We start from the raw sequence: 24,238 nt of genomic DNA on the forward strand, positions 1-24,238 counted from the left end.
ATGTAAATTATAAAAGAAGGCTTTAAAATGCATTTAAATAGTTTTAATTCGGAACTTTATATGTAAATTTGCAGCTAAATAAAAATTAATATTATGGCAAATAAAAGAGACCTAAAAAAAGACATTAATTATGTTTTAGGAGATATTATTGAGGCAGTATACGTTTGGGAATTTTCTAACACTGATAAAGATACAAAAGATAGCGAAGCTATCATTGATTATGCAATTAATACGTTTGACGAATTAATCGCTAAGACTAATGATAAAAGTGTTGAGAATAAAAAAGCACACTTTAATGCCATCAAATCAGACCTTGAAACTAAAGGTAGAGCGTTAATTGAAAGAATTAATAAATTAGGATAAAATTTTTTTAAAAAAGTTTGCAGATATCATAGATAACTCTATATTTGCAAACTCTTTTGCCGATGTAGCTCAGCTGGCTAGAGCAGCTGATTTGTAATCAGCAGGTCGTGGGTTCGAGTCCCTCCATCGGCTCTTAAAAAGCTTCTCAATTTGAGAAGCTTTTTTTATGCCTAATAGTCAACAAAAAAGCCATTTAATTTCTTAAATGGCTTTTTTAATTTGATTTATTTTTTAAATAATCTTATTGTTCAGATTTTTTGATATCTGCGATGTATTTGTCTAGTTGCTTTCCGTATTTAGAAGCTTTAATCTTAGGTGTTAATACTTTATTTATAGTATCTAAATACTTCACGTTTGCATCATATATTTCTGATAAAGCTAAATATGGTGCAACTTCACTATCGTTGTGTGTTACTGCAAAATTAGCAGTGTATAAATACTTTCGTTTTACAAAACTATTTATTGCTAATTGAATTTTGTCTTGCTTTATTGTATCATTATCTCTTGCAGCTTCAAATAACTCTTTAGTTAAATCTAAGTTTCTATCGGTAAATTTACCAATCATAGTCAGATACTCTTCTAAAGTTTCATGTTGTTTAGATCCTTTGATTTTTGCATCATAAGCAAAGTTTTTTAATGTAGAATTAATTTCAGTTAGACCTTTATCTGCAAAAAACGAAATTCTGTCATCTACTTTTGTATTCTTATTTAAATACAAGTAAAACATTTCTGGTTCAGAAATATCAGATTGTAATGTAAATTCTGAATCTCCATTAACGCTAATCGAATCTACGGTTACTAATATAGTATCACTAACTTTCTTTAAATATACAGTTCCTTTTTTTAATCCTTTAATGTTTCCTTTAACGGTAAGTTTGTCGCTATCGTTTCCACAGGAAAAAATTGAAGCTAATAGTAATAATGCAATAATCTTTTTCATCTAAAATTTGGTTTTAAAGTGAGCAAATATCAATTAAAAAAACAAAAATACTAACCTCCAGAAGCTAATTGCATTAAAATAGTACAACCAATAGCTGCTAATGTTCCTACTGCATAACCAAAAACAGCTAATAAAACACCTACGGTTGCTAAAGAAGGGTGAAAAGCTGATGCTACTATTGGTGCAGATGCTGCACCACCAACATTAGCTTGACTACCTACAGCTAAAAAGAAATAAGGAGCTTTAATTAATTTGGCTACACCTATTAATAATAAGGCGTGAATGGTCATCCAAACCAATCCTATAGCTATTAAACCTACGTTATCAAAAATAGAGGTAATGTCTATTTTCATTCCTATTGTTGCAACTAATATGTATATAAAAACACTTCCAAATTTACTGGCTCCTGCGCCTTCAAAGTTTTTAGCTTTTGTAAAGGATAAAATAATTGCAATAATGGTTGCAATGCTTATCATCCAGAAAAAAGTACTATCTAAAAATGTAAATGTGTTTTTTAATGTTTGTGACTGTATACCTGAAACAACTTCGCCAAAGAAAGGTGCTAAATTATCTGCACAAAAATGTGCAATACTTACAGATCCAAAAGCAATTGCTGCAAGTAACATTAAATCTGTTACTGTTGGATTACGTTTGATACTCTCTGTATAAGATGACACTTTTTCCTTTAAAGCTTCAATAGACGATGTGTCAGCTTTTAACCATTTATTGATTTTAGCTCTTTTTCCTATTCCTATTAATAAAATAGCCATCCAAACATTAGCAACTACAATATCTACAAATACCATTTTACCATATTCTGCTTGATTATATCCGTAAATTTCCAGCATTGCGGTTTGATTGGCACCTCCACCAATCCAACTTCCAGCTAAAGTAGATAAACCTCTCCATACAGCATCTGGTCCAATACCTCCAACTGTTTCTGGTGAAATTGCAGAGATTAATAATATTGCAATCGGACCACCAATTACAATACCTAAAGTACCAGTAAAAAACATAATTAAAGCTTTCCAACCTAAGTTGAAAACAGCCTTAAGGTCTATGCTTAAGGTCATTAGTACTAACGCAGCTGGTAATAAGTAACGACTGGCAACAAAATATAAATTGGTTTTATGTTTTATAACCTCTCCTGTATTTGAAGTGGTTTCCCATTCTGGAGCAATTAATCCAATAGTTGTTAATATAGCAGGAAGCATATAAGCCATGAATAATCCAGGGACAATTTTGTAAAATTTTTCCCAGAAACCTCCCTTTAAAGATTCTGTATAAAATATAAAGCCTAATGCAAGCATCAGTACTCCAAAAACGACAGTGTCGTTAGTAAACAATGGTTCAGTCATAATGTTAGTTTATAGTCAACGCAAAATAATCAAATAAAACGGTTATTAAAAGGTTTAAAATTAAAGTTTGGCATAGGATTTGTTTAGTAATAAATGTAATTATTTATGATGACTTTTTAATACTAGGTGTGGTTACCTAAAGAAAAACGAGTAAACAATTACATTTGGTTGGTTAGTATGAAAAAGCATCATTTTTATGATGCTTTTTCTGTTTTATAATATTAATAAATCTTTAACAAGACAAGGTGTTAGTAAATTATAATTGGCACGACAATTGTAGTATTAAGTTTGTAGTTATTTATGATGACTTTCTTACACAGGTGTGGTTACCTAAACAGAAACGAGTAGTGATTACATTTGGTTGGTTAGTATGAAAAAGCATCATTTTTAATGATGCTTTTTCTGTTTTATAACATTAGTAAACATTTAACAATCAATGGTGTTAGGGTTTAAAAAATGGCACGACAATTGTATTATAGTTATTATTTACTAAGACTTTCAAAATAGGTGTGGTTACCTATAATAGAAACGAGTAATAATTATCATATTTTTGGTTGGTTAGTATGAAAAAGCATCCTTGTTTAAGGATGCTTTTTCTATTTCAAATATATTGTTAAGTATTTATTCTTTAATAAAATTGGTAATAGCATCAATTAAGCCACTTGCTAATGGACGATGAGATTCATTATACGATTTTGAGTTTTCCAAATTACCACCTTCAATGGTTACCAATACATGGTTCATGTTTTCAATAATCTTTAATTGGGCTTTGTTACTTGCGTTTTTAAGACTTTCAGCTTCAGCTTCACTAACTTGTAAGTCTTTACTACCATGTAGTATTAATGACGGAATATCTAAAGTGCTTAGTATTGCAGTAGGATTGTACTGCATCCAATTCATTATAAAACGTTGGGTTTCGATATTAAAAATAGAAGATAAAGCTACAGGATAATCAGTTGTTGTTTTTCCTGTTTTTAAAATTTCAAAAATACGTTGTGTATCCTGACTAAACTGAGGCGCAGTTTTTGCAACTTCTTCTGTTATAACGCTATCAATACTTTTACCAGAACCTGCTAAAGATATAAATCCACTGGCTTTATCTTTTGAGGCTAACATACCAACTAAGCTACCTTGGTCATGACCAATCACAAATATTTTATTAAACGTATTTGTTTTAATAAAGTAATCTATGACTGATGTGGCATCTGTTACAAAATCATCAAAAACAATAGTATTATCTACACTTCTTTCTCGTATTTGCTTAACTATACGTTTGTCATACCTAAATGTTGCAATCTGATTATTACTTAAACTAATGGCTAGTTTTTTAAGATTATTAGTTTTTAAAAAGTTTTGATTACCATCTTTATCTGTCGGACCTGATCCACCAATAATTATAGCTAAGTTTGGTTTTTGTGGAGTTTTAGGAGTTAAAAGTGTACCATTAATGTAGTTATTAATTGCAATATCTTTACTAGTATATTGTGAGTCTTGTGCCACAACTAATGTAGAGGCTAATGTGAAAAACAGTAATAGGTATGATTTCATGTTGTAGGGTTTTTAATTATAACAATAATTTTTAGACCTAATTGTATTTGTTGATTCAAATTTAAGCTTAATTTTCTGTTCATAAAAGATTGATTTTACTCTTCTTTTACTTCGTTTTTAATCGATAATATAATGTGTTTTGTCATTAAATGTTAAAATTTCATGTATTTTGTCGATAATTGATGTTTTTGAACGTTTTTATTTGTGATAAGTTTTATGTTTGTATTGTACTAAAAACTACATACTTTTTAGTTCAATGGATTAATTAATTATTATTTGCATAATTAAGTAGATTTTTCAAACATAAATCTGCGTAAAGTAAAAAATGCTAAATAGCAAGAAGCCAAGGTTGAGGGACCTTGGCTTTTATGTTTTTAATAGTCAAAATTAGTTTATAATTCTGTATGTTAAATTAATTCTTGGTTTGATAATTTTTTTAGTCTTAGCAATTTGATGTAACCAATGTTGTTGAGTGCTTCCTTTCATTATTAATAAGCTTCCCGATTGTAATTCTATTTTATGTTTTAAATGTTTATGTACTTTATGCTTTAGACTAAAAGGTCTTTCTTGACCTAAGCTAACCGAAGCTATTATTGGGTTTTCGCCCAATTCTTTCTCATTATCAGCATGCCAACCGTTACTGTCCTGTCCATCTCGATATAAGTTGGCTAAGCAGGTTGTAAATGTTGTGTTTTCAATAGATTCTAATTTGTTTTTTATTTCGCTTAAAGCGGAAGAAAAGCCATGAGGCTGCATCGTAATATTAGAATAACTGTAAGGCTTTTTATTATCTGCAAACAAAGCAGTTAACCTTGGCTGCGCATATGTTTTACCAAAAACTGTGATATCATCCTGTTGCCAAGGGATTTCGTTTTTCAAAATTTTAAAATAATAATCAGCTTCTTCGGGATTTAAAAAATTAGGATAGTATGTAATATCCGAATCTGGTAAATTAAGTCTAAATGCTTCAGAAAATAACATACACTAAAATTTTAAATACCAATATGCCCAATACATTAATCCAAATTGTAACGGAATACGTAATATTAAAATCCAAGTCGCAATTCCAGCTGAAGCTTTTTTACCAGACAACATATAAAAATGAACCATTAAAAATAAAGCTAACATTATTATAATAGCATAAACACTAATGTCTTTTAATATTGGAATACAAATGGTTATACCCAAAAGGATTTCGGCAAAACCACTTAAATATACCAGTAATTTATGATTAGGTAAATATTTAGGCATAATACGCAAATATAATTTTGGTTTAACAAAATGCATAGTTCCTGCAAAGATGTACATTACACTCATTATATAAAGATGCCAAGGATAGTCCATAGTAAGTTTTTTTATAAATTTAGCCTATAATTTATACAATATGAAGCTTAGTATAACACTTTTAATAACTTTTTTTCTACCATTTGTTTGGCACAATTACCAAAAGGTTTTGTGTATGCACAAGATGTAATTGAAGATTTAGCAGTACAATTAAAATATTGTCAAGATGATAATTTTGTGGGTCAGCAAATTGATGGTTATAACAAAGAAATTGTAATTATGACAAATCAGGCAGCTCAAGCTTTAAAAAAAATACAAGATACCTTAAAAAAGCAAGGCTTAGGTCTTAAAATTTATGATGCTTACAGACCACAACGTGCTGTAAATCATTTTGTACGTTGGGCAAAGCAAATTAATGATACATTAAAAAAACAAGAGTATTACCCAAATGTTAAAAAACAAAACTTATTTAAAAAAGGGTATATAGCTTCAAAATCAAGACATAGTAGTGGTAGTACAGTGGATTTAACCATTATAAATTTAGAAACAGGTCAGCCTTTAGATATGGGATCACCTTTTGATTTTTTTGGCCCAGCATCTTGGGTTAAAAATCCTAATTTAACAACACAACAACAATCTAATCGTGATTTGTTACAAAAAGTAATGACCACTAACGGTTTTAGAAATTACTCGCAAGAATGGTGGCATTTTACTTTAAGAGGAGAACCTTTTAGAAATCAATATTTTGATTTTCCAGTAGAGTAGTAGTTTAGTGATTGTAATCTGGAAAAATCTTTGTAAACCGTTTTGGTAACTTAGATGTTAATACTAAAGGTGTATTTGTAAAAGGATGTGTAAACGCTAAAGAATATGCGTGTAAATACAACCCTTTCCCTTTTAAAATTAATGACTCAAAACCATACGTTTGATCACCAAGTATTGGGTGTCCTATACTTAATAAGTGTTTTCTTAATTGATGTCTTCTTCCAGTTTTAGGATTAAGTTTTACTAAATTTAATGCTTCAAAACGTTTAGATATTACCGTTTGGCACACTTGATAATCAGAGTGTGATGTTTTGTTATCAATATTTGTTGTGATGCTTCCATTATTTAACATGTTACCAATAGTAATAGCGTAATAAGATTTGATAATAGCTCTAGTTTTAAATAAAGTATTTAAAGCACGAATACTACTGCTAGTTTTTCCTATTAATAAAATACCTGTTGTAGCATAATCCAGTCTGTGTACAGGTTGTGGTTGTGTGGCATCATCAAGTGTACTAGGTTTTAAGTTTTGTGATAAAGCATTAGCTATCGTTTTAAAAGTGTTTCCGCTAACTAATATGCCTGCAGGTTTATGTATTACAGCTAGGTAATTATCTTCAAATAAGACGTCTAATTTTAATTTAAGTTTGTTGTTTATAGTATTGTTTTCTGGTAGACTTAAAACTATTGTTTCTCCTCCTTTGATAAAGGTAGCAGTAGTTGCAATACTTCCATTTACAGTTATAAATTGTTTTTTTAATACTTTTTTTAAAGCCGATTTTGTAGCTATTGTATCAAAAATTCCAACACCATACTCTTGAAGTCTAATGGTTTGATTTAAAGAAGGAACAATATGTGTTTGTGTTGTTTTGATATTGGTGTTATTTATAGGTGTTAAAATTCAAATCTAATCAAATAAAAAAAGCCACAACATATGTTGTGGCTATATAGAGTTATAAATTAAAAAAGTATTAAGCTTTTTTAGCTTTAATCAATATTTTAATTTCTACATCATTTTTAATTAATTTGTCTCCTAATGAAGCAGCTACATCATCACTAGTAGCAGCGTTGTACATAATATTCCATAATGTTCTGTCAATTGTAAATGTATCACTAGAAATAGTTACGTCATCACCATTTACGCTAACTGCAGCAGGAAAAGTAACATTCTTTTTAATGCCTTTCATTGTTAAGTTACCGCTAATGTTATTTCCTTCAATTTTAGTAATTTCAAAAGTAGCAGTACTAAATTTTTCTACATCAAAAAAGTCAACACTCTTTAAGTGACCAATTAGGTTAGCATTAGCTTCTTCTGTTTCAGGAATATCAGTACATTTAATAGTATTAATATCAAAAATAAAACTTCCACCTACTAATTTATCTCCTTCTAATTCAGCAACACCATTAGATACATTAATAGTTCCTTCATGTCCACCAACAATTTTATTAGCTTTCCAGATAATCATAGATTGATCTGCATCTGCTTTGTATTTAGTAGCTTCAACATTTTCTACAACAGTTTCTGCTTCACCTGTTTTAGCATCTTTAACATCGCTTTTACAAGCTACAATAGTTGTTCCTATTAAAGCAACAGCAAATAGATTTAATACAATTTTTTTCATGATATAATTTTTAAGGTTTTTAGTATTTTACAATGCAAATATATAAATAATCTTCCATGGAAACTAATTAAATAAATGTTAATAAAAACTGTGACATTTTGACATTATTAATAGTAATGGCAGTACTTTTGACTATGAGTATATGTATTTCAAAATAAGTACAACAATGAGCAAGAAAAGTAAAAAAGAAACAAATATAGAAGAGGAAGTTAAAGCTACTTCTAATCAAACCGAAGTAACAACTGAACAAGAAGAAGTTGTTGAAAAATTAACCGTTGAAGAACAGTTAAAAGCAGATTTACAACAAGAAAAAGATAAGTTTTTACGTCTTTTTGCAGAATTTGAAAATTACAAAAAACGTACCTCTAAAGAGCGTATAGAGTTATTTCAAACCGCAAGTAAAGATGTCATGGTGTCATTATTACCAGTTTTAGATGATTTTGAACGTGCTTTGTTACATATTGAAGATGACAAAGAAGCAGAAGAATTACGTAAAGGTGTCTTATTAATTTACAATAAACTGGTTCAAGTTTTACAACAAAAAGGCTTAGCTAAAATTGAAGTGAATGCTGGAGATGTCTTTAATGCAGATCATCATGAAGCAATCACACAAATTGCAGCACCAACTGATGATTTAAAAGGTAAAATTGTAGACGTAATAGAAAAAGGATACAAACTAGGCGAAACTGTTATACGTTTTCCTAAAGTAGTTATCGGACAATAAAATATAGTATGGCTAAAAGAGATTTTTACGAAATATTAGGTATAAATAAGTCGGCTACTCAAGCTGAGATCAAAAAGGCATACCGTAAAAAAGCAATCGAATTTCATCCAGATAAAAATCCAGATGATAAAGACGCTGAGTCTAAATTTAAAGAAGCAGCTGAAGCTTATGAAATATTAAGTGACGAGAATAAAAAAGCACGTTACGACCAATTCGGACACCAAGCATTTGAAGGTGGAGGAGGAGGTGGCTACAGTGGTGGCGGAATGAATATGGACGACATCTTTAGCCAATTTGGTGATATCTTTGGTGGTGGAGGTTTCTCTGGTTTTGGAGGAGGCTTCGGTGGAGGAGGCGGACAACGTCGCGTTAAAGGTAGCAACCTACGTGTACGTTTAAAACTTACTCTTGAAGAAATTGCCAATGGTGTAGAAAAAGATAAAAGTTAAACGTAAAGTTCAAGCTTCTGGTACAACCTATAAAACATGTACAACATGTAATGGTTCTGGTCAAGTTACCAGAGTAACTAATACCATTTTAGGACGTATGCAGACAGCGTCACCTTGTAATACATGTGGTGGAGCAGGACAAATTATAGATAAAAAACCTAGTGATGCAGATGCGCAAGGTATGGTTGCAAAAGAAGAAACCATTCCTGTAAATATTCCTGCAGGTGTTGTAGATGGTATGCAACTTAAAGTGTCAGGTAAAGGTAACGAAGCTCCAGGAAACGGGATTTCGGGAGATTTACTGGTAGCGATTGAAGAAGAATCTCACGAGTCACTTCAACGTGAAGGAGATAATTTACACTATGATTTATATGTAAGTTTACCTGATGCTATCTTAGGGACTTCTAAAGAAATTGATACTGTAACTGGTAAAGTACGTATCAAAATAGAAGCAGGTATGCAATCAGGTAAGATTTTGCGCTTACGCGGAAAAGGAATACCAAGTATAAATGGTTATGGTAAAGGTGATTTGCTAGTTCATGTTAACGTTTGGACTCCAAAAACTTTAAATAAAAAACAAAAAGAGTTTTTTGAAAGTATGAGAGAAGACGAGCATTTTTCTCCTAAACCAGAAAGAAGTGATAAATCATTTTTTGAAAAAGTTAAAGACATGTTCTCGTAATTTTTTTAAATAACTAGACATTTAATACATATAAAATCCGTTAGTAATAACGGATTTTTTTGTGTTTAGTCTATTAATTTAAATCATTTAACATCTTAGTTTAATAAATTATGCTATATTTGACTTATCACTAGCTTAGCTAGTGGTAATTTTTCTTTTTCATAGCAATTTTTTCCCATCCTTTATTTTTTAAAGGGTGGGTTTTGTTTTTTATGAGACTTTCTGTTCTAATGTCATAGAAATCTAATTAAGTTTAGATTGAATTAAAACTGTAATATAAGGGCTACTTCGTCATACTCTTCAACTAAAAAAGCATGACTCTTAAAGTTTCAAATGTATTTAACGACTTAATTATCAGTTGTAATTATTTAGTTAAGAAATTTATAACTTAAAATTAAAAGCAATCAAGTAGTTAAAAATTAGTAAATCTTTAATGTTACTCTTTTAACATTTTCTATATTTACAAAGCGTGCTACTAGTAGTCGCAATAATCAACTAATAAAACCTATGAGCAATCTTTTAGAGGTGCATAATGTATCCAAAAAATTTGGAGACTTTACTGCATTAAATGATGTGTCTATTACTGTACCTAAAGGCAGTATTTTTGGTCTTTTAGGACCAAATGGAGCAGGAAAAACAACCCTAATCAGAGTCATAAATCAAATAACAATGCCAGATGATGGTCATGTATTGTTAGATGGAGAAGCGCTTAAAAATCATCATATTAGAGATATAGGATATTTGCCAGAAGAGAGAGGTTTATACAAATCTATGAAGGTTGGTGAGCAAGCACTATACTTAGCACAATTAAAAGGAATGCAAAAATCCGAAGCCAAAAAACGTTTAAAAATGTGGTTTGAGCGTCTTGAAATTGGAGATTGGTGGAATAAAAAAATACAAGAGCTATCTAAAGGTATGGCTCAAAAAATACAATTTGTAGTAACGGTTTTACACGAACCTAAACTATTGATTTTTGACGAGCCCTTTTCTGGTTTTGATCCAATTAATGCTAATTTAATAAAAGACGAAATTTTAAGATTACGTGATGAAGGTGCAACGGTTATTTTTTCGACACATCGCATGGAATCTGTTGAAGAATTATGTGATCATATTGCATTAATCCACAAATCTAATAAGGTTTTAGACGGAAATTTAATGGATGTTAAACGTCAGTACAAAACCAACACATTCCAAATTGGTATTAAGCCTAATAATAGTACTTTAGAACAAGAGTTAACGTCTAAATTTAGTGTGACTCCAGCCGAATTTAAAACCTTAGGTGATGATTTAAAATTGAACATTAAATTGTCCAAAGATGAATCTGCAAACGACTTACTTAGCTATTTAACCAATCAAGGACAAATTTCTCATTTTGTTGAAGTTATTCCAAGTGCTAACGATATTTTTATTCAAACTGTAAAGAATAACTAATTATTATGAACCATCTTTCACTAATCATACAACGCGAATATTTAACTAAAGTTAGAAATAAATCGTTTTTAATAATGACTATTCTTAGTCCATTAATAATGATTGCACTTATAACTGTGGTAGTTTATTTATCGCAAATGAATAACAATAAACAACGTACCATTTCAGTTTTAGATGAGTCTGGTTTTGTTACTAATGCGTTTAAAAGTACAGAAAAAACAACGTATAATATTTTAACAGGATTAACACTAGAAAACGCTAAAACTATTGTTGAAGAACAAGGGGACTATGGCTTACTTCATATTAACAAAATCGAAAATTTTGATCTAGTTGATGGTAGTGTTCAGTTTTATTCTGAAGATTCACCATCACTATCAGTAATTTCTTCGTTAGAAGATAAAATTGAAAAGGAGCTGACGAATCAAAATATGGCTCAAAAAGGTATTGATATTGAAACGATCAATGCTTCAAAAATCAAAATAGATATTTCTCAAGAAAATTTTTCAGGTGTTAAGTCTTCAAAAATCGATAGTGTTGTTAAGTTAGCATTTGGTGGAGCAGCTGGTTATTTGCTATTTATGTTTATCATTATATATGGTAACATGATTATGAGAAGCGTTATTGAAGAAAAAACAAGCCGAATTATTGAGGTTATTATTTCTTCTGTTAAACCTGTACAATTAATGTTAGGTAAAATTATAGGGACTTCACTTGCGGGAATTACGCAATTTGTAATTTGGATAATTCTAGGAGGTGTACTATTAACTGTAGTATCTGCTATATTTGGCATTGATTTCGCGCAAGCGCAAACACCACAACAAGAGTTAGTACGTCAAGCTATGGAAAATCCTGATGCTAGTATGAAAGTACAAAGTCTGTTTACTGCTTTTTATAATTTACCATTGGCTAATTTAGTAATAGCATTTTTACTGTTTTTTATAAGTGGTTATTTGTTATACAGTTCACTTTATGCAGCAATTGGCGCAGCAGTAGATAATGAAACAGATACACAACAATTTATGTTGCCAATTTTAATGCCATTAATATTAGCAGTTTATGTTGGTATGTTTACGGTTATAGAGGATCCTCATGGGACTGTAAGTACTATATTTTCATTTATTCCGTTTACTTCACCAGTTGTAATGTTAATGAGAATTCCGTTTGGAGTACCTGTTTGGCAACAAATTGTGTCGTTATTATTATTAATAGGTACCTTTTTGTTAACCGTTTGGTTTGCAGCAAAAATATATAGAGTTGGGATCTTAATGTATGGCAAAAAGCCAACTTATAAGGAGTTAATCAAGTGGATTAAGTATTAAAATACCTTAAAAATGCAGGATAACAAAGTGTCTACTAAAATTGAGGAAGAAGTAAATAAGGTTAGCGACGCAATTGTCGAAAGCTCTATTTGGGAAAAGTTTGTCGAATTTTTAAATTTTAAAATTTACTCTTTTACAGATACTCAAGGTAACATCACTAGTGTTATAAAAATTAAATATGTACTATTAATCATATTAGTGTTATTATTAACGACCTATGTTTTACGTTGGTTTAGAAAAATAATAACTAGAAAATTACCTGAAGATGATAAAGCAAAGTTTGTTACTGTTTTTTCATTTGCAAGATGGATAATTTATGGTATTGTTTTTTTGGTGTCAATAGACTCGTTAGGTATTGATGTAACAGCAATTTTTGCAGCTTCGGCAGCATTATTAATTGGTGTTGGTTTAGCATTACAAACATTATTTCAGGATATTATTTCTGGTGTATTTATTTTAATAGATCAATCTGTACATGTAGGAGATATCATGGAAATTGACGGTAAAGTTGGTCGTGTAGAAGAAATTAAACTACGTACTACAAGAGCTGTAACAATAGATAATAAAGTACTAATCATACCTAACCATTTATACTTAACTAATAGTTTATATAATTGGACTCAAAACGGATCAACTACCAGAGAAAGTGTAGATGTTGGTGTGGCTTATGGAAGTGATGTAGATTTGGTTAAGTCATTATTATTACAAGCAGCAAAATCAAGTAAGATGGTGTTTGAACAACCAGCTCCTGCAGTTTTATTTACAGAGTTTGGAGACAGTGCTTTAAATTTTAAAGTCGCATTTACTATTGCGGATAGTTTTAATGCCAGAATACCTAAAAGTGAAATTAGATTTGCTATAGATAAACTATTTAGAGAAAATAATATATCTATTCCTTTCCCTCAAAGAGACATACATATTATTCATGATCAAAATCAAGAATTAAAAATTAAATAACAAAACACTATATGAGATTATATTTAGGGACTATTTTATTAACGTTAATGCTGCTTTGTGGTGTAAATGTTGCCAAAGCTCAATTAACAGATTTAGCTAGATTAGAGTATTCCTATGTGCCTAAAAGTAACTCTGAAGATAGTTTTGACAGGATTAGAGCGCTTTTAAACTACCCAATTAAAACCAGTGAAGACTGTTATTTAATTGTTGGTGCAGAGTATAGTCGATTGACCTTAGATTTAGAAGATAGTTATCCTTTTCCAACCTCTAATTTAAGACGTTTACATATCCTAGATTTTAATGTTGGGTATACTTTTAAGTTAAATGAAAATTGGAGATTAGGAGCAAAAGTTACACCTAGAATAGCATCTACTTTAAGACATAAAATAACTGGAGACGATATATTTTTAAATGGAGGAGTTTATGCTATTAACGATAAAACTAAAGACGCTAACATTAAAAAACCTTACAGATTAATTCTTGGATTAACGTACAATAGTACAACAGGTATACCATTACCGTTACCTTTTGTTAGTTATTTTAGACGTGTAAATGAGAATTGGTCTTATAATTTAGGAGTACCAAAAACTAATATTAAGTATTTTTTTAACGAAAAAAATATCGTACAAACATTTGTAGGTATTGATGGTTATTTTGCTAATACACAAGAGGTTTTTACTATAGATGGTAAACAAGCAGACAGTGTTTCTTTATCTGTAATATTAGCAGGTTTAGGTTATGAATATAATTTTACAGATAATTTGGTATGGTATTCGTATGTTGGTCATACAATAAGTATGAGTAATAGGTTAAGAGATGAAAATAGAGAAGATGTATTTAAGTTAGATAATGTAAATGCATTTTATTTAAGAACAGGAATAAAATTTAAAATATAATGCCAAAAATATTAGTAATAGAGGACGAAGCAGCCATAAGAAGGGTTTTAGTGAAAATTCTTTCTGAAGAAAATGATACCTATCAAGTTGAAGAAGCTGAAGATGGATTAGTTGGTATTGGAAAAATTAAAAAAGAAGATTACGACCTTATACTTTGCGATATTAAAATGCCTAAAATGGATGGTGTTGAGGTGTTGGAAGCAGCTAAAAAAATAAAACCAGAAATACCAATGGTTATGATTTCTGGTCATGGAGATTTAGATACAGCAGTAAATACAATGCGTTTAGGTGCATTTGATTATATCTCAAAACCACCAGATTTAAACCGTTTATTAAACACTGTTCGTAATGCTTTAGATAGAAAAGAATTAGTTGTAGAAAACAAAATTCTTAAAAAGAAGGTCAGCAAAAAGTACGAAATGATTGGAGGTAGTGATGCTATTTCTCAAATCAAAGACATGATTGATAAAGTAGCACCAACTGATGCTAGAGTATTAATTACTGGACCAAACGGAACAGGTAAAGAGTTAGTAGCACATTGGTTACACGAAAAAAGTACACGCGCAAAAGCACCAATGATTGAGGTTAACTGTGCAGCAATACCAAGTGAGTTAATTGAAAGTGAATTGTTTGGTCATGTTAAAGGTGCCTTTACAAGTGCAGCAAAAGACAGAGCAGGTAAATTTGAAGCAGCTAATGGCGGAACCATTTTTTTAGATGAAATTGGAGACATGAGTTTATCAGCTCAAGCTAAAGTTTTGCGTGCCTTACAAGAAAGTCGCATACAACGTGTAGGTAGTGATAAAGACATAAAAGTTAATGTGCGTGTCGTTGCAGCAACTAATAAAAACCTTAAAAAAGAAATTGCAGATGGTAATTTCCGTGAGGATTTATATCACAGACTAGCAGTAATATTAGTTAAAGTTCCAGCTTTAAATGATAGACGCGAAGATATTCCGTTGTTAATCAATCATTTTTCTAAAAAAATTGCCGAAGAGCAAGGGACAGCTCACAAATCATTTTCGGCTAAAGCTATAAAATTACTACAAGATTACGATTGGACTGGTAATATTAGAGAGTTGCGTAATGTTATTGAAAGACTAATTATTTTAGGAGGACCAGAAGTTAGTGAAAAAGATGTAAAACTATTTGCTAGTAAATAGCCATTAATATAAATAAAAAAGCCTCAATTAACATTGAGGCTTTTTTTATTTGCTTATTGTTTACAAGTCTTTAATTTTTCAAGATACTGTTGTGTGATTTTAACAGCTTTCTCTAAATAATAAGTTTTAATTTCAGGTATAGTTGCTGTTGTGGCATCCATAGTACTTCCAGTATTGTCATTAACTGTAGTGTTACAATTACAACTTTGAAGCAAGTTATTGTAACTAGATACATTATTAGCAATAGCTTGGTTTTGCTTAATAATAAATTGCTCTTTTTCTAATTGTGCTTTTTTAGCCTTTTGGTCTGCTAACTGTTGTTTTAAAGCATTAGCCTGTTGTTCCAACGCAGCTTGTTGTTGCTTTAATTGGGCTTGTTGTTGCTCTAGCTGTGATAAAGCACTACCACTATTATCGGTTGCAACAGCTGTAGTTGCTGTAGTTTCAGAGCTTGTGCAAACATCATATTCGTAAAAAATATCTAAAATCAACTTTTCAGCCATTTGTAAATAAGTACGTCCAGAAGCTAAATCATCAGCTAACAAAGCAGTGTCCATATAGGTACTAATACTTCTAGATAAATCTAAAGCTTTAGTACAATCAGAATCTTGAAGGCTAGTTTTAACGTTTTCAATAGCTTTTTTACATAAATCAGCATGATATTGCAATCCAGCTAAGTTATAAGACTCAATACCAGCAGTAAGGTTTTTACTAACAATACCAAGGTTGGTGTGTACGTCTCCAGTCACATAATTTTTTGCATGCGTTAATTGTAACGCAATGATGCACAATAGAATAGTAAAGTAATTTTTTTCATAAGTAGGGTTTTTTATTGGGAAATGCTAAAATAATAAATTTCCGCAATTAAACGACTTTTTTTGTATTTAAACTGATAAAATTTGTTAAAATATAGTTTTAAACAATGGATTCTGTGTTTTTAATAATTATTTTCGATTACTATAAAGATATTCTAAAAAGTGATTAATCAACAAGTATCAATAATTGCATTATATTTAGTAAATAAATTATTAGCATGAAAGACATAAAAATTAGCGACCATAAAATCACAAAAAAAATTAAATTAAGTGACTTACCAAGCCATGTAGATATTAAAGCAGATAAAGACCAAACCGAAGACGCTTTACGTAAAGTAAGACGACAATTAGGAAAACTTCAAGACACCATGTATGCACATGGTAAATACTCGGTTTTAGTCTGTTTACAAGGTATGGATACGTCAGGTAAGGATAGTTTAATACGTGAGGTTTTTAAAGATTTTAATGCAAGAGGTGTTGAGGTTATGAGTTTTAAAGTACCAACAGATTTAGAGTTAAAACACGACTACCTTTGGAGACATTATATACAATTACCAGCAAGAGGTAAATTTGGAGTGCATAATCGTACACACTATGAAAATGTTTTAGTAACACGCGTACATCCAGAATATATTTTAAGCGAGAACTTACCCAATGTAAACAATGTTAAAGATGTTGATGAAGCCTTTTGGGACCAACGATTTGAGCAAATTAATAATTTTGAAAAGCACTTAACAGACAATGGTACTTTAGTGTTTAAATTTTTTATGAATTTATCAAAAGAAGAACAACGTAAAAGATTGTTACGACGATTAGATAAAAAAGAAAAAAACTGGAAATTTTCTGCAGGAGACTTAAAAGAACGCAAATTATGGGATCAGTACATGGACTGTTATCAAGATGCAATAAACAAGACAAGTACCAAAAATGCACCATGGTATAATATTCCAGCAGACGACAAACCTACAGCACGACTAGCAGTAGCTCAAATTTTGTATGACACATTAAAACAATACACAGACATACAAGAGCCAGAATTAGACGATAAAACCAAAGCCAATCTACATTTGTACAAAGAGCAGTTAAATAACGAGTAAACTATTTTTGGCGTTACCACAAGGGTCGCGCTTTCCATTATATCTTTTTTTGCCATATATGGCAGCAAAAAAAGGATGCCATTTCAATCGCTAACGCAACTATCATGAAACATCTAGCAATTATTCTAACACTATTACTATCAATAAACGCAACAGCACAAACAGATCAAGAAGTCGTAAAAACCATTTATAGTCAATCCTTAACCAATGGTAAAGCCTACCAATGGTTAGACCATTTATCAAATCAAATAGGAGGACGATTATCAGGATCTACAAATGCAGAAAAAGCTGTACAATACACAAAACAAGAACTAGAAAAATTAGGATTAGACAAAGTCTGGTTACAAGAGGTTATGGTTCCAAAATGGGAACGTGGAGCCAAAGAAGTCGCGCATTTTACAACCCAAAATAACACCTTTGATGTTAATATTTGCGCACTAGGTGGTTCTGTGGCAACATCAAAACAAGGGTTAGAAGCAACAGTAATAGAAGTCAAAAGTTTTGAAGAGTTAGCAACACTAGGTACTAAAGTAAAAGGTAAAATAGTATTTTTTAATGGCGCCATGAATCCAGAATTAATACACACCTTTGAAGCTTATGGTGGATGCTCTAAACAACGTTATGCTGGAGCTTACGAAGCAGGTAAACTTGGAGCTGTTGGCGTAATAGTACGTTCTCTAAATTTAAGACAAGACGATTTGCCACACACAGGAAGTATGGGTTACATGGATTTGCCAAACAACCAACGTGTTCCATCAGCAGCAATAAGTACAAATGATGCTAATAAATTATCAGAAGCCTTAAAAAAGGATGCTAATCTAAAATTCTACTTTAAACAAAGCTGTCAACAATTTGAAGATGTACTGTCTTACAATGTAATTGGAGAAATTACAGGAAGTCAATTTCCGGATGAATATATGGTTGTTGGTGGGCATTTAGATTCTTGGGATTTAGGAGATGGATCTCATGACGATGGAGCAGGAGTAGTGCAGTCTATGGATGTTATAAGATTATTAAAAGAAAGTGGTATCATGCCAAAACGCACCATAAGAGTGGTTCTGTTTATGAATGAAGAAAATGGTTTGCGTGGTGGGAAAAAATACGCAGAAGAGGCTAAACGTAAAAACGAGAATCATGTCTTTGCGCTTGAAAGTGATTCAGGAGGATTTTCACCTCGTGGCTTTAGTTTTGATTGTAGTGAGGCAGCATTAAATAAAGTATTAAGTTGGGAGTCCCTATTTAAACCGTATTTAATTCATTATTTTGAAAAAGGGTATAGTGGTGCAGATATAGGACCACTAAAAAATGACCATATAGTTATGGCTGGTTTAAGACCAGATTCTCAACGTTATTTTGATCATCATCATGCTGCAAACGATACTTTTGATGCAGTCAATAAACGCGAACTAGAATTGGGTGCAGCAACAATGACAAGTTTGGTGTATTTATTTGATAAATACGGAACAAGTAATATACCACAGGTTAAAAAATTTAAGGACTAGTAGGTGAGTTGTTTAGTTTTTATATCAGAAGTTAAAAGTTTTAGTCCTTTTCATTATTTTAATAGTTCCTATTTATGGCATAATATTCTTACTAAATATTAAGGATTATGATCTAACAGAAAAGCGAATAGATAAAATTCAAGAGTTATTAACTGCCGAAAAAAGTATTTACAATATATCCTAAAGAATTAAAAACTATAATTAGAAATAACCCATTTCATAAAAACTTAACAAAAGACCAATGGAATAATCTATTTTATTATTCTACCTCAAAAGATGGTTTAACTTACAAGTTAGTTTCAAAAGGTCCAGATGGTATTTTAAACACAAAAGATGATATTAAATAAACGTTTATATATAATTATAATGTCAATCATTTTTTTCAATGTAAAAAAGAAAAACAATTGGTTGTCAATGTTACGGAAGAACTTGAAGTAAAGGATAGTATTAAATTAGATACTTTAAAATTTACAAAGGGTTATGATTTTCCTGTAGGTAAGCCAGATGCTAAACGGTATTATAATGCGCAAAAATTTCAAGAAAACTATCATTTGGGTGATGATTGGAACGGAGTAGGAGGTGGTAATACAGATTTAGGTGATCCAATTTACGCTATAGCAAATGGTTATGTTTCTTTTGCTGAAGATGTAAAAGGTGGCTGGGGGAATATTATTAGGATTATACATCATAATCCTGATGCCACTAAAGTAGAGTCTTTATATGCGCATTGTCAAACAATACTAGTAAATCAAGGAGATTATGTTGCCAAAGGAACTAAAATAGCAACCATAGGTACTGCTGATGGCGCATATTTAGCTCACCTTCATTTTGAAATAAGAAGTCAGGTGAATTTGCCAATTGGTCCTGGATACTCCAATGATATAAAAGGGTATTTAAATCCAACAAAGTATATCAATAATAATAGATAAAATGAAAACATTATCAATCCTACTAATTTATTTAACAAGCACAATTATGATATCTCAAACTAAAACAATTTTACCATATTTTGAGTTACCTGAAGCATCAAAAAACTTTACTGCAGGCACTGTCGCTGCAAGACAAATAGATGCGTTGGGTTTTAGGTTTTATCATGCTACGGATGGATTGACTCAACAAGATTTAGAATTTAAACTAGATGATGATGCTAAAACTTCAAGTGAAACCATTAAACATATTTATGAGCTTTCAAAAATAGTTTTAAACTCTACTTTAAAGCAAGATAATATCAAATCTCAAACTGTTCTTGATTTTAATCAATTACGTACACAAACTTTACTTAATTTAAAACAAGCAGCTGATATTTTAAGATCTAGTGATGATATTTCTCAATACGTTATCATATTTGGTGATAATACAATTCCTTTTTGGAATAATATTAATGGTCCAATATCAGATTCTATTTGGCACTGTGGTCAAATAGCTTCTTTTAGACGCATATCAGGAAATCCAATTAATCCAAAACTTAACCATTTTACAGGAACAGTAAAAAAAGACTAAATTTATGAGTAACGCTGTAATGCATCAAATTCATCCAGTATTGCCAGTCCAAAATGTTTTGGAAGCTTTGTTTTTTTACACTCAAAAATTAGGTTTTGAAATTGCTTTTGCAGACAATCCAAAAGACCCTAAATATGCAGGAATTAAATGTGATCATATCGAAATCCATTTGCAATGGTATGATGAAAAAAATGGGATTTTAATACAGTAGGATCAATGTTACGTATAGCTACAGAAAATGTAGATTACTTGTATCAGGAATATAATTTTAAAAATATATTTAATAAAAAAACTGTAGTAAAAACCACAGATTGGGGTACTAAAGAGCTTTTTTTATGATTTGTGTAATAACGGATTAACGTTTTACCAAAATATTTAGTTTTTTTGATTGACCAGTTTTTTTAAGCTATTTAAAGTCAGTGGTTTTTCAACATATTCGGTAATCATATCATAGGTTCTGGATTTTTCTTTGTCTTTTTCATCAATGGAGGAACTGGTCATGTATAAAGGTGAGGTTATATTTAAATTAGTATTTATACAAGCATCTAAAAATTGCCATCCATCCATGATTGGCATATTTATATCCAACAAAATTAGATCTGGAAAGATAGATTTATTATTAAGTAAAGTAGTTAACCCATCCAGAGCTTCTTTACCGTTTTTGAAAATTAAAAATTGCTCAGAAAAGGTGTTTATTTTCATTATTTTTTTTACCGCAAACGTATAAATCGGATCATCATCAATTATACATACAAGATTAATCGTGCTATTCATAATTAAATAAAATGCTAAATTTTGTGCCAATATCAACAGTACTTTCTACTTCTACAGATCCACCTATAGCTTCTATTTGATTTTTGGTTATAAATAATCCTAGACCTCGCGCTTCTTCATGTTTATGAAACATATTATACATTCCAAAAAGTTTGTCTCCATATTTTTCAAGGTCAATTCCTAATCCGTTATCTTCGATTGTAAGTATAATCTTATTGTCTTTTTTAATTGCTTCAATATTAATTATAGGATTAATATCTGGTTTTTTATATTTAATAGCATTAGTTAAAAAGTTAATTAATATACTATCAATATATGCTGGTATACCTTGAATAGTTGTTTTAGAATCAATGTTTACATTTATAGTTGCATGATTTTTAATTGAAAGTGCTTTAATACTATTTAGTGCATTATCTGTGTATTTAGATAAATTAATAGATTCTAATGCTTTATTTTCATAGTTGTTATAAATAGCAACTTCATTTAGATTAAGAATAGTTTCGTTTAGGTTTTGTACCGCTTTTTCAATTAAAGGAAAGTATTCGTTAGTTGTAAAATTTGGATATTCTTCTTTTTTTAACTTAAGTAACATATTTAAGTTTCCTCCATGAGACCTAAGGTTGTGTGATACGATATGTGCAAAATTTAATAGCCTATCGTTTTGTTTAGAGCTAATGTTAAGTAATTCTGATATTTTATTTTCACTTTCTTTAATATCAGAAACATTATTAATGTTTGCTATAAAATGTTCTGGTATGCCATTATAGTCTCTAACTATGGTTAGTGATAGTATACAGTGAACAAAATAACCATCTTTATGTATGTAGCGTTTTTCGGTTTGAAAGTTGTCAATATCACCTGACAGCATAAGTTTTAATTCTTTTTGTCCAATTAATTGGTCATCAGAATGTGTTAATTGCAAAAAAGTGGATTTTAAAAACTCAGCTTCATTATAGCCTAATATTTTGCTCATTCCTGGATTAACCTTAATCCAATTTCCGTCTAGGCTTAAAACAGCAATACCTGTTATAGAATGGTTAAATAAGGTACGTAATTGTTTTTCTTTTAAAGCTGTATCATGTGCTTTAACAGTTTTATCATGAATGTCTTGAAAAACACCTCTTATAGCAATGCAAGTTTCATTTTCAAATTTAGGATAGCCAATTGCTCTTATCCATTTTTCTTTTCCTTTTGCTGTAATTATAATGAGCTCATCATCAAAACTTGTTCCTGTTTCAAGAGCTTGATTAAGTAATGTTGCAATCTTATTTCTGTTAATACCCTCTTTGTAAAAGTTTATAGCAGTATTAACGTCAGGTATGTAATCCTGTGATACTTCATGAATTTTTTTGTAACCGAACTCCATTTAAGCGTATTAGATGTTAAATCTAATTCCCAGGATCCAATTGCCAATGAATTCTCGATAAGATTTAAAAAGTCATCATCATGAATTTCGTTTGAAATAATTTGGTGAGAATTATTTGGAGTCATATTATTATTAGTTTAAGAGCATCCAAAAGATAAGTTTAAAATGTTTTTATCTTTTGGATGCTCTAAAGTAATATTTTTTTCGACAAAAAGCTGTTTTTTTCGGTTAAAATGCAGTTTTAATTTATTGATAAGTTCTTTTTTTTTAAATAGTAAAAATTAACCGGATTTTTAGTTTTGTATTTAAACAAATAAAACACTGTATAACAGTGTTTTATTTGTTTTTTTATTGTGGAACTGCTTTTTTCTTGTTTTTAGGATTCAATTCAATTTCTACTTGATTATTAATTATATCCTCAAAGGTTTCTCGTTTTCTAATCAAGTGTGCTTGACCATTATAAACCAAGACTTCTGCAGGTCTGTATCTAGAATTATAATTACTAGCCATAGAGTAGCAGTAAGCTCCTGCATTACTAAAAGCTAAAATGTCACCTTCATTAATTTCGGCAATACGTCTGTTATTCGCAAAAGTGTCTGTTTCGCAAATGTAACCTACAACACTATAAAAACGTTCTCTACCTTCAGGATTAGAGATGTTTCTAATCTCATGTTGCGATCCATAAAGCATTGGTCTAATTAAATGATTAAAACCACTATCTACTTGAGCAAAAACTGTTGAGGTTGTTTGTTTTACTACATTTACATTTACTAAAAATTGACCAGACTCACTGACTAAAAATTTTCCAGGTTCAAAAGCTAAGGTTAAGGGTTTACCATATTCTTTACAAAACTCATTAAAACGTTGACTTAATTTTTGGCCTAATTCTTCAATGTTAGTTTCGATATCACCAGTTTTATAAGGCACTTTAAATCCTGAACCAAAATCTATAAATTGTAAATTTTTAAAGTTTTTAGCAGTATCAAATAATATTTCACTTGCATACAAAAACACATCAATATCTAAAATATCACTTCCTGTATGCATATGGATTCCGTTAATATTCATTTTAGTGTTCTCAACAATCCTTAAAATATGAGGTATTTGATGTATCGAAATTCCAAATTTACTATCAATATGTCCAACAGATATATTGGTGTTACCTCCAGCCATTACATGTGGATTGATCCTAATACAAACAGGTGTTTCTGGATGTTTAGTTCCAAACTGTTCTAATATTGATAAGTTATCAATATTAATTTGACATCCTAATTTAGCAACCGTTTCAATCTCTAATAAAGAGACACCGTTTGGCGTAAAAATTATGTCTTTAGCTTTGTAACCTGCAGCCAATCCTAATTGTACTTCTTGGATAGAAACAGTATCAAGTCCTGCTCCTAATTGTTTCATAAACTTTAAAACAGAAATATTAGATAACGCTTTAACAGCATAGTTAATTTTTAATTGTTTAACCGAGTTAAAAGCTGAAGTTAAACGTTTGTACTGTGCTTCAATACTATTGGCATCATAAATATATACTGGACTTCCAAAGTCTTTAGCTATTTGAAGTAATTGACTGTTTTGCATGTTGTAATTTTTTGTCAAAGTTATTTTTTTAGTAGAAAATAAAAATTAAAACAATAAGATATTACACATTTGTAACATATTGTTAATTATTTAACA

The 24,238-nt window shown here is 30.4% G+C and carries 25 protein-coding genes, 1 tRNA gene and 1 pseudogene; 16 read left to right on the forward strand and 11 right to left on the reverse strand.

Going from position 1 to position 24,238, the window contains the following annotated elements; all coding sequences use genetic code 11:
• The first annotated feature begins 93 nt into the window (after nucleotides 1-93).
• Both AC0L4B_RS08170 and AC0L4B_RS08175 read left to right on the forward strand, forming a co-directional pair.
• On the forward strand, nucleotides 94-363 hold the full coding sequence (locus AC0L4B_RS08170) for a hypothetical protein (RefSeq protein ID WP_473439330.1): 270 nt from the start codon (nucleotides 94-96) through the stop codon (nucleotides 361-363).
• A 58-nt stretch (nucleotides 364-421) separates the two neighbouring features.
• Nucleotides 422-495, forward strand: a tRNA-Thr gene (locus AC0L4B_RS08175).
• Between the two features lie 109 nt (nucleotides 496-604).
• On the opposite strand, the gene AC0L4B_RS08180 is transcribed toward AC0L4B_RS08175, so the two are convergent.
• The 5 genes from AC0L4B_RS08180 to AC0L4B_RS08200 all read right to left on the reverse strand — a co-directional run bounded on the left by AC0L4B_RS08180 (nucleotide 605) and on the right by AC0L4B_RS08200 (nucleotide 5,553).
• Nucleotides 605-1,303 carry a DUF4369 domain-containing protein gene (locus AC0L4B_RS08180; protein WP_473439331.1) on the reverse strand — a complete coding sequence of 233 codons (699 nt, stop codon included), beginning with the start codon at nucleotides 1,301-1,303 and terminating at the stop codon, nucleotides 605-607.
• Nucleotides 1,304-1,353: 50 nt separating this feature from the next.
• Nucleotides 1,354-2,661 carry a DUF819 family protein gene (locus AC0L4B_RS08185; RefSeq protein ID WP_473439332.1) on the reverse strand — a complete coding sequence of 436 codons (1,308 nt, stop codon included), beginning with the start codon at nucleotides 2,659-2,661 and terminating at the stop codon, nucleotides 1,354-1,356.
• A 621-nt stretch (nucleotides 2,662-3,282) separates the two neighbouring features.
• Entirely contained in the window at nucleotides 3,283-4,209 is a 927-nt protein-coding gene (locus tag AC0L4B_RS08190) for an alpha/beta hydrolase (RefSeq protein WP_473439333.1), read from the reverse strand.
• A gap of 387 nt (nucleotides 4,210-4,596) precedes the next feature.
• Nucleotides 4,597-5,190, reverse strand: coding sequence for an alpha-ketoglutarate-dependent dioxygenase AlkB family protein (locus tag AC0L4B_RS08195; protein ID WP_473439334.1), 594 nt, complete (start codon nucleotides 5,188-5,190; stop codon nucleotides 4,597-4,599).
• 3 nt (nucleotides 5,191-5,193) lie between these two features.
• Nucleotides 5,194-5,553, reverse strand: a complete 360-nt coding sequence (locus AC0L4B_RS08200; RefSeq protein ID WP_473439335.1) for a DoxX family protein — start codon at nucleotides 5,551-5,553, stop codon at nucleotides 5,194-5,196.
• 87 nt (nucleotides 5,554-5,640) lie between these two features.
• Between AC0L4B_RS08200 and AC0L4B_RS08205 the strand changes: the two genes are divergently transcribed.
• Nucleotides 5,641-6,258 carry a M15 family metallopeptidase gene (locus AC0L4B_RS08205; RefSeq protein ID WP_473439336.1) on the forward strand — a complete coding sequence of 206 codons (618 nt, stop codon included), beginning with the start codon at nucleotides 5,641-5,643 and terminating at the stop codon, nucleotides 6,256-6,258.
• A gap of 4 nt (nucleotides 6,259-6,262) precedes the next feature.
• On the opposite strand, the gene AC0L4B_RS08210 is transcribed toward AC0L4B_RS08205, so the two are convergent.
• Nucleotides 6,263-7,159, reverse strand: a complete 897-nt coding sequence (locus AC0L4B_RS08210) for an RluA family pseudouridine synthase (RefSeq protein ID WP_473439418.1) — start codon at nucleotides 7,157-7,159, stop codon at nucleotides 6,263-6,265.
• A 70-nt stretch (nucleotides 7,160-7,229) separates the two neighbouring features.
• A complete protein-coding gene (locus tag AC0L4B_RS08215) occupies nucleotides 7,230-7,880 on the reverse strand; it encodes a YceI family protein (RefSeq protein ID WP_473439337.1) in 651 nt (216 codons plus the stop codon).
• Nucleotides 7,881-8,046: 166 nt separating this feature from the next.
• Between AC0L4B_RS08215 and AC0L4B_RS08220 the strand changes: the two genes are divergently transcribed.
• The 7 genes and pseudogenes from AC0L4B_RS08220 (at nucleotide 8,047) to AC0L4B_RS08250 (ending at nucleotide 15,501) form a co-directional block, all read left to right on the forward strand.
• Nucleotides 8,047-8,604, forward strand: a complete 558-nt coding sequence (locus tag AC0L4B_RS08220; protein ID WP_473439338.1) for a nucleotide exchange factor GrpE — start codon at nucleotides 8,047-8,049, stop codon at nucleotides 8,602-8,604.
• Nucleotides 8,605-8,612: 8 nt separating this feature from the next.
• A pseudogene (dnaJ, locus tag AC0L4B_RS08225) lies at nucleotides 8,613-9,735 on the forward strand (molecular chaperone DnaJ).
• 507 nt (nucleotides 9,736-10,242) lie between these two features.
• Nucleotides 10,243-11,166, forward strand: coding sequence for an ABC transporter ATP-binding protein (locus AC0L4B_RS08230; protein WP_473439339.1), 924 nt, complete (start codon nucleotides 10,243-10,245; stop codon nucleotides 11,164-11,166).
• 5 nt (nucleotides 11,167-11,171) lie between these two features.
• A complete protein-coding gene (locus tag AC0L4B_RS08235) occupies nucleotides 11,172-12,485 on the forward strand; it encodes an ABC transporter permease (RefSeq protein ID WP_473439340.1) in 1,314 nt (437 codons plus the stop codon).
• Between the two features lie 12 nt (nucleotides 12,486-12,497).
• Complete coding sequence (locus AC0L4B_RS08240) at nucleotides 12,498-13,442, forward strand: mechanosensitive ion channel family protein (protein ID WP_473439341.1); 945 nt, start codon at nucleotides 12,498-12,500, stop codon at nucleotides 13,440-13,442.
• An 11-nt stretch (nucleotides 13,443-13,453) separates the two neighbouring features.
• A complete protein-coding gene (locus AC0L4B_RS08245; RefSeq protein WP_473439342.1) occupies nucleotides 13,454-14,338 on the forward strand; it encodes a DUF6268 family outer membrane beta-barrel protein in 885 nt (294 codons plus the stop codon).
• A complete protein-coding gene (locus AC0L4B_RS08250) occupies nucleotides 14,338-15,501 on the forward strand; it encodes a sigma-54-dependent transcriptional regulator (protein ID WP_473439343.1) in 1,164 nt (387 codons plus the stop codon). Before AC0L4B_RS08245 ends, AC0L4B_RS08250 begins: the two co-directional genes overlap by 1 nt.
• A 53-nt stretch (nucleotides 15,502-15,554) precedes the next feature.
• Here AC0L4B_RS08250 and AC0L4B_RS08255 read toward each other — a convergent pair whose 3' ends face one another.
• Complete coding sequence (locus AC0L4B_RS08255) at nucleotides 15,555-16,250, reverse strand: hypothetical protein (protein WP_473439344.1); 696 nt, start codon at nucleotides 16,248-16,250, stop codon at nucleotides 15,555-15,557.
• Between the two features lie 284 nt (nucleotides 16,251-16,534).
• Here AC0L4B_RS08255 and AC0L4B_RS08260 point away from each other — a divergent pair, with 284 nt between their 5' ends.
• The 6 genes from AC0L4B_RS08260 to AC0L4B_RS08285 all read left to right on the forward strand — a co-directional run bounded on the left by AC0L4B_RS08260 (nucleotide 16,535) and on the right by AC0L4B_RS08285 (nucleotide 20,626).
• On the forward strand, nucleotides 16,535-17,413 hold the full coding sequence (locus tag AC0L4B_RS08260; protein ID WP_473439345.1) for a PPK2 family polyphosphate kinase: 879 nt from the start codon (nucleotides 16,535-16,537) through the stop codon (nucleotides 17,411-17,413).
• 104 nt (nucleotides 17,414-17,517) lie between these two features.
• Nucleotides 17,518-18,915, forward strand: coding sequence for a M20/M25/M40 family metallo-hydrolase (locus tag AC0L4B_RS08265; RefSeq protein ID WP_473439346.1), 1,398 nt, complete (start codon nucleotides 17,518-17,520; stop codon nucleotides 18,913-18,915).
• A gap of 200 nt (nucleotides 18,916-19,115) precedes the next feature.
• Nucleotides 19,116-19,262, forward strand: coding sequence for a type II secretion system protein GspG (locus AC0L4B_RS08270; RefSeq protein ID WP_473439419.1), 147 nt, complete (start codon nucleotides 19,116-19,118; stop codon nucleotides 19,260-19,262).
• Between the two features lie 57 nt (nucleotides 19,263-19,319).
• Nucleotides 19,320-19,844, forward strand: a complete 525-nt coding sequence (locus tag AC0L4B_RS08275; RefSeq protein ID WP_473439347.1) for a murein hydrolase activator EnvC family protein — start codon at nucleotides 19,320-19,322, stop codon at nucleotides 19,842-19,844.
• 1 nt (nucleotide 19,845) lies between these two features.
• A complete protein-coding gene (locus tag AC0L4B_RS08280; protein WP_473439348.1) occupies nucleotides 19,846-20,415 on the forward strand; it encodes a hypothetical protein in 570 nt (189 codons plus the stop codon).
• Nucleotides 20,416-20,419: 4 nt separating this feature from the next.
• The gene (locus AC0L4B_RS08285) at nucleotides 20,420-20,626 is read left to right on the forward strand and encodes a VOC family protein (protein WP_473439349.1); all 207 of its coding nucleotides are present in this window, start codon (nucleotides 20,420-20,422) and stop codon (nucleotides 20,624-20,626) included.
• A gap of 164 nt (nucleotides 20,627-20,790) precedes the next feature.
• Here the strand turns inward: AC0L4B_RS08285 and AC0L4B_RS08290 are convergent, their stop codons facing one another.
• The 3 genes from AC0L4B_RS08290 to lysA form a co-directional block, all read right to left on the reverse strand.
• Nucleotides 20,791-21,189 (reverse strand): response regulator, encoded by a 399-nt coding sequence (locus AC0L4B_RS08290; protein ID WP_473439350.1) that lies wholly within the window; start codon nucleotides 21,187-21,189, stop codon nucleotides 20,791-20,793.
• Nucleotides 21,182-22,555, reverse strand: a complete 1,374-nt coding sequence (locus AC0L4B_RS08295; protein ID WP_473439351.1) for a sensor histidine kinase — start codon at nucleotides 22,553-22,555, stop codon at nucleotides 21,182-21,184. The genes AC0L4B_RS08290 and AC0L4B_RS08295 overlap by 8 nt, the downstream gene beginning before the upstream one ends.
• Before the next feature lie 348 nt (nucleotides 22,556-22,903).
• Entirely contained in the window at nucleotides 22,904-24,142 is a 1,239-nt protein-coding gene (lysA, locus tag AC0L4B_RS08300; protein WP_473439352.1) for a diaminopimelate decarboxylase, read from the reverse strand.
• Nucleotides 24,143-24,238 lie beyond the last annotated feature (96 nt).

The organism is Olleya sp. NP1-10, assembly GCF_055804415.1.

Coding starts and splice junctions, on each gene's coding strand:
- AC0L4B_RS08215 (WP_473439337.1), bottom strand. CDS start 7,880: ATGAAAAAAATTGTATTAAATCTATTTGCTGTTGCTTTAATAGGAACA.
- AC0L4B_RS08180 (WP_473439331.1), bottom strand. CDS start 1,303: ATGAAAAAGATTATTGCATTATTACTATTAGCTTCAATTTTTTCCTGT.
- AC0L4B_RS08200 (WP_473439335.1), bottom strand. CDS start 5,553: ATGGACTATCCTTGGCATCTTTATATAATGAGTGTAATGTACATCTTT.
- AC0L4B_RS08185 (WP_473439332.1), bottom strand. CDS start 2,661: ATGACTGAACCATTGTTTACTAACGACACTGTCGTTTTTGGAGTACTG.
- AC0L4B_RS08290 (WP_473439350.1), bottom strand. CDS start 21,189: ATGAATAGCACGATTAATCTTGTATGTATAATTGATGATGATCCGATT.
- AC0L4B_RS08195 (WP_473439334.1), bottom strand. CDS start 5,190: ATGTTATTTTCTGAAGCATTTAGACTTAATTTACCAGATTCGGATATT.
- AC0L4B_RS08245 (WP_473439342.1), top strand. CDS start 13,454: ATGAGATTATATTTAGGGACTATTTTATTAACGTTAATGCTGCTTTGT.
- AC0L4B_RS08220 (WP_473439338.1), top strand. CDS start 8,047: ATGAGCAAGAAAAGTAAAAAAGAAACAAATATAGAAGAGGAAGTTAAA.
- AC0L4B_RS08295 (WP_473439351.1), bottom strand. CDS start 22,555: ATGGAGTTCGGTTACAAAAAAATTCATGAAGTATCACAGGATTACATA.
- AC0L4B_RS08285 (WP_473439349.1), top strand. CDS start 20,420: ATGAGTAACGCTGTAATGCATCAAATTCATCCAGTATTGCCAGTCCAA.
- AC0L4B_RS08230 (WP_473439339.1), top strand. CDS start 10,243: ATGAGCAATCTTTTAGAGGTGCATAATGTATCCAAAAAATTTGGAGAC.
- AC0L4B_RS08240 (WP_473439341.1), top strand. CDS start 12,498: ATGCAGGATAACAAAGTGTCTACTAAAATTGAGGAAGAAGTAAATAAG.
- AC0L4B_RS08280 (WP_473439348.1), top strand. CDS start 19,846: ATGAAAACATTATCAATCCTACTAATTTATTTAACAAGCACAATTATG.
- AC0L4B_RS08190 (WP_473439333.1), bottom strand. CDS start 4,209: ATGAAATCATACCTATTACTGTTTTTCACATTAGCCTCTACATTAGTT.
- AC0L4B_RS08235 (WP_473439340.1), top strand. CDS start 11,172: ATGAACCATCTTTCACTAATCATACAACGCGAATATTTAACTAAAGTT.
- lysA (WP_473439352.1), bottom strand. CDS start 24,142: ATGCAAAACAGTCAATTACTTCAAATAGCTAAAGACTTTGGAAGTCCA.
- AC0L4B_RS08265 (WP_473439346.1), top strand. CDS start 17,518: ATGAAACATCTAGCAATTATTCTAACACTATTACTATCAATAAACGCA.
- AC0L4B_RS08260 (WP_473439345.1), top strand. CDS start 16,535: ATGAAAGACATAAAAATTAGCGACCATAAAATCACAAAAAAAATTAAA.
- AC0L4B_RS08250 (WP_473439343.1), top strand. CDS start 14,338: ATGCCAAAAATATTAGTAATAGAGGACGAAGCAGCCATAAGAAGGGTT.
- AC0L4B_RS08170 (WP_473439330.1), top strand. CDS start 94: ATGGCAAATAAAAGAGACCTAAAAAAAGACATTAATTATGTTTTAGGA.